This is a genomic window from Streptomyces sp. NPDC059900 (assembly GCF_050270335.1).
Taxonomy (GTDB): domain Bacteria; phylum Actinomycetota; class Actinomycetes; order Streptomycetales; family Streptomycetaceae; genus Streptomyces.
This window is the reverse complement of record NZ_JBNNJZ010000603.1, coordinates 1-4,755: the sequence shown is the minus strand read 5'-3', so window position 1 is coordinate 4,755 and position 4,755 is coordinate 1. Positions and strand designations below refer to the sequence as shown.

Annotated in this window: 2 protein-coding genes; one reads left to right on the top strand and one right to left on the bottom strand. The window is 71.9% G+C overall.

Translation table 11 applies throughout. The features are described from left to right. Positions 1 to 525: 525 nt before the first annotated feature. Entirely contained in the window at positions 526 to 1,860 is a 1,335-nt protein-coding gene (gene gabT, locus ACQKIP_RS40095; protein WP_365866635.1) for a 4-aminobutyrate--2-oxoglutarate transaminase, read from the bottom strand. 289 nt (positions 1,861 to 2,149) lie between these two features. Between gabT and ACQKIP_RS40090 the strand changes: the two genes are divergently transcribed. Then, entirely contained in the window at positions 2,150 to 4,558 is a 2,409-nt protein-coding gene (locus ACQKIP_RS40090) for an ATP/GTP-binding protein (protein ID WP_365866637.1), read from the top strand. The last annotated feature ends 197 nt before the right edge of the window (positions 4,559 to 4,755 follow it).

Genomic DNA, 4,755 nt, shown 5'->3' with positions numbered 1-4,755 from the left:
CAGTAGTGGTTCGCTCCGCCACCAGACGGACCGTGCCCCCCGTCGCGGGGGGGGGCCCCCCCCCCGGGCCGCCGCGGGGGGGGCCCCCCCGCCCCGGGGGGGGTTGGGGGGGGGGCCCCCGACCTGACCGGTGTTCCGCACGCCCCGGGGGGTTTGGGGCGGGCGGGCATCCGATCGGTGAGGAGTTCCGGAGCCAGTAACTCCGGGTGTGTGCGCGAGGGCACGACCAAGACGGGGCTGGGGAGGCTCCGTCCCGGTGTCGCCCACAGTCCCCTGTGGGCGGGGTGTTTCTCTCATCTGCAGAAACCGTACGTCAGGTGGCGACCGGTCCGACAGGCGGAACGGCAACCCGTCATGGGGCCCGCACACGTTCTTCACACGCCCTGACGGTAACCCCAGGTCACCGCTTCTGCACCATGCGAGGTGTGCACACGTCAGGGGCATGTGCCGACACATACGGAGCCGGGATCATCCCCATTTTTCGGGGCGATCCCGGCTCCGGCAACCGGTACCGAAAAGGTGCGGTCAGATGCGTGCGAACGCGGCCTCGATGATGTCCAGCCCCTCGGTCAGCAGGTCCTCGCCGATGACCAGCGGCGGCAGGAAGCGCAGGACGTTGCCGTACGTGCCGCAGGTGAGGACGAGCAGGCCCTCGGCGTGGCAGGCCTTGGCCAGCGCTGCCGTCGCCTCGGCGTTCGGCTCCTTCGTGGCGCGGTCCTTGACCAGCTCGATGGCGATCATCGCGCCACGGCCGCGGACGTCGCCGACGATGTCGTACTTCTCCGCGATGGCGTTCAGGCGGGCCTTCATCGTCGCCTCGATGGCCTTCGCCTTGGCGTTGAGGTCGAGCTCCTTCATCGTCTCGATGGCGCCGAGCGCACCGGCGCAGGCCACCGGGTTGCCGCCGTAGGTGCCGCCGAGGCCGCCGGAGTGCGCGGCGTCCATGATCTCGGCGCGGCCCGTGACGGCGGCGAGCGGCAGGCCGCCCGCGATGCCCTTGGCGGTCGTGATGAGGTCGGGGACGATGCCCTCGTCCTCGCACGCGAACCACTGGCCGGTGCGGCAGAAGCCGGACTGGATCTCGTCGGCGACGAAGACGATGCCGTTGTCGTTGGCGAACTTCACGATCTCGGGCAGGAAGCCCTTGGCGGGCTCGATGAAGCCGCCCTCGCCGAGCACCGGCTCGATGATGATCGCGGCGACATTCTCGGCGCCGATCTGCTTGCCGATCATGTCGATGGCCTGCTTGGCGGCCTCGGGACCGGCGTTCTCCTCGCCCGTGGGCCAGCGGTAGCCGTAGGCCACCGGGACGCGGTAGACCTCGGGCGCGAACGGGCCGAAGCCGTTCTTGTACGGCATGTTCTTGGCGGTCAGCGCCATCGTGAGGTTCGTACGGCCGTGGTAGCCGTGGTCGAAGACGACGACGGCCTGGCGCTTGGTGTGCGCACGGGCGATCTTGACGGCGTTCTCGACGGCCTCGGCGCCGGAGTTGAAGAGCGCGGACTTCTTCTCGTGGTCACCCGGCGTCAGCTCGGCGAGCTGCTCGGCGACGGCGACGTACCCCTCGTAGGGCGTGACCATGAAACAGGTGTGCGTGAAGTCGGCGAGCTGCGCGGTCGCACGGCGTACGACGGCCTCGGCGCTGGCACCGACGGACGTCACGGCGATGCCGGAGCCGAAGTCGATGAAGCGGTTGCCGTCGACGTCCTCGATGATGCCGCCCCCGGCGCGCGCCGCGAAGACGGGCAGCACGGAACCCACACCACCGGCGACCGTGGCGGTACGGCGGGCCTGCAGTTCCTGAGACTTCGGCCCGGGAATGGCGGTGACGACGCGGCGCTCCTGCGGAAGTGCGGTCATGGGGTGCTCCTGGGGGTGGGGCGAGTCGGACGCTCGAATGCTTGCTTTCTTCGCAGGTTAGGGGCGGAGGGCAGGGCCGGGCATGCTCCACGGGGGAGTTGTTCGGCGTGGCGGTTGTCCGTGGTGGACATAGCGGCGCGTGGGCGGGGTGCGGCTTTCGTCCCTTTGGGCGATCGAGTGGAGGCGGGGTGTTCTCGCAGGTCCCGGGCGCGTATTCGATGAACTCCCCCTGCGGGGGCACTAGATTGAGCCGCGAACCAGGAGAACGGCAGTCCAGGGGGCAAGGATCATGGATTCCGACGGCACGCAGGACGCGCACGGCACGCATGCCACCCCCGTGCCGCGTCCGGCGCACGCCCCGCCGCCCGCGCCCCCCGCCGGGCTGCCCCCGGTGCCGCGCCGGCCGCCCGGCGCGCTGTCGGCCGTCGCCGACTGGCTGTCCGCGCCGCGGCCCGAGGCGGGGCTCGGCATCTGGCGGTTCCGGCACGTTCCGCCGCCGGAGGGCGACGGGGGCCGGCAGCGGATGGACCGGGCCCTGGTGGCCGGGGTCGCGATCTCCCTGGCGATCGGTCTCTTCCTCTGGTCGATGTGGCGCCAGGCCCTGATCCCCTACCAGGGGGCGATCATCAGGCTCTTCGTCCGGGCGGAGTGGTTCTATCCGGGGACCCTCAGCCCCCGGCGGGACATGTGGCAGGGCTTCGAAGCCCTGACCGCCGTCAGCGGCGTCTTCTTCGGGCTGCTGGTCTACGGAGTCGGCCGCATCGGGAACTGGGCCGAGGCGCTGCGGCACGTCATCGCCCGGCGGGAACAGCCCGGCCGTGCCGTCCGCGCGGCGATCGGCGCGCTGATCGTGCTGATGTTCGTCTGGCCGGAGGCCTTCCCCGGCATCTCCTGGGATCCGCTGCCGGTGGCCACCGCCGTGTGGTCCCTGACCGCGCTGTTCTCGGGCGGGTACACGATCTTCCAGAACGAGATCGTCACCTACGGCCTCTATGTGCTGATCACCGCGGCGGTCCTCTGGCCGTTCGCGAAGCTGGGTGACTGGGCGGGCCTCCTGCGCACCTGGCTCGCCCGGCCGCGGCCCGCCAAGAACGGCGCCGTGCCCGCGCCTCCCCGGCAGCCCGCGCCCGTGGTGTCGCGGGCCCAGTGGCCGCAGCTCAGGGGAGCGGGCCGGGACAAGGCCGCTGACGTGCTGTCCGCCGCGGTGCTGAGCGGGCAGATGAACGACGTCGACTGTGTGCGCGTGCGCCGGGTGTGGAGCACGGCGGACGGGAACCCCGCGCTGCGCGACGCGTTCGACGACATGGTGCAGCGACAGGGCGGGGCCGCCTGGACGCACCCCTCCGGAGCGCGGGACCTGCCCTCCCGCACGGCGACCCACGACCTGCTGACCGGGCAGGTCCGCATCGGCCGGTGCGTGCCCGAGGACCGCAACCCCGCCGGCAGCCGCGGCGCGGGCGTCGCCCTGGAGTCCGCCGCCCTGGGCACCTCGCTCCTGGCGGTCGGCCCCTCCGGGGCGGGCAAGACCGAGCGGCTCGTCCGCCCGGTCGTGGAATCCCTCTCCCTGCAAGCGCTCACCGGCCAGTGCGCGGTCGTCGCGGTCTGCGCGGCCGGTACGCCGCTCGGCGGTGACGACGGCTATGACGTCGTCGTCAAGATCGGCGACCCCGCCTCCGTGCACGACCTCGACCTCTACGCGGGCACGTCGGACCCCGACGAGGCCGCGTCCTTCCTTGCCGAGGGGCTTGTCGGCGACCTCGCCGCCGTCGACAGCCGCCGCGCGGCGACGACGCTGGCCCAGGTGCTCGGCCCCTACTGGGCGGCGTACGGCCGCTTCCCCTCGGTGCCCGCCCTGCGCGAACTGCTCGAAGGCGTGCCCGCGGCCCTGTCGGGGCTGCACGACGCCCTGCGGTCCGACGAGCACGCCGTGATGCGGCGCGAACTCGACGCGCGGGTCCGCCAGCAGGGCAGCGCGGCCGATCCGGGACCGGCGCTCGCCGACCGGCTCGCCCTCCTCGACCGCCCCGCCTTCGCCGAGTTCTTCGACTCGGGGAGCGACAGCCCGTTCTCCCTGCGCGCGGTGATGCATCACCCCATGCGCGTACGCATCGACCTGCCCGAGCGCGGCCACGGCGAGGCCTCGCGGCTGATCACGCGTCTTGTCCTGGCCCAGTTCAACTCGGTGGTGCACAGCCGCGGCGACCGCGAGCACTTCGTCTGCCTGGTCCTGGACGACGCCACCCGCACGGTGACCGACGAGACGATCCAGGGAATCCAGCGCCTGCGGTCCGTGAACGCCGGGGTGCTCCTCGCCCTGCGTACCGTCAGTGACGTACCCGAGGCACTCCAGGGGCCGCTGTACGCGACCGTCGGCTGCCGTATGGCGTTCTCAGGCGTCACCACATGGGACGGCAGACGCTTCGCGGAGGCGTGGGGCACCTCGTGGATCGAGACCCGCGAGGTCGCCCAGCACGCCGTCTTCGCCGACCAGCCGATGACCCGCGCCCTGCACGCCCTGCGCAAACTCGTCACGGGCAAGGCCGTGACGAGGGACGCCGTCACCGTCCGCCAGGTCGAGCGCGAGCGGTGGTCAGCCTCCGAACTGGCGCACGGGGTGCCCGCGGGACATGCGGTGCTTTCGTTGACGGATGTGCGCGGCGAGCACGCTCCGCCGCTGCTCGTGGATCTGCGGGGGTAGCCGCCGGGGCGCGACAGGGATATGCGTACGGGGTATTCGGTCCCGTACGTACCGTACGGTGAGGCAGAATCGGCACAGGTCGTTCATACGTACCGGCCAAAAGATCCACATCTCGTCCGGGATTCAATGGCCGACCGGCACGCGGCCTCACCGCCGCTGCCAGGCATCAGCCCTGATGTGCCCTGACCCTGCTGACC

Coding starts and splice junctions, on each gene's coding strand:
- ACQKIP_RS40090 (WP_365866637.1), top strand. CDS start 2,150: ATGGATTCCGACGGCACGCAGGACGCGCACGGCACGCATGCCACCCCC.
- gabT (WP_365866635.1), bottom strand. CDS start 1,860: ATGACCGCACTTCCGCAGGAGCGCCGCGTCGTCACCGCCATTCCCGGG.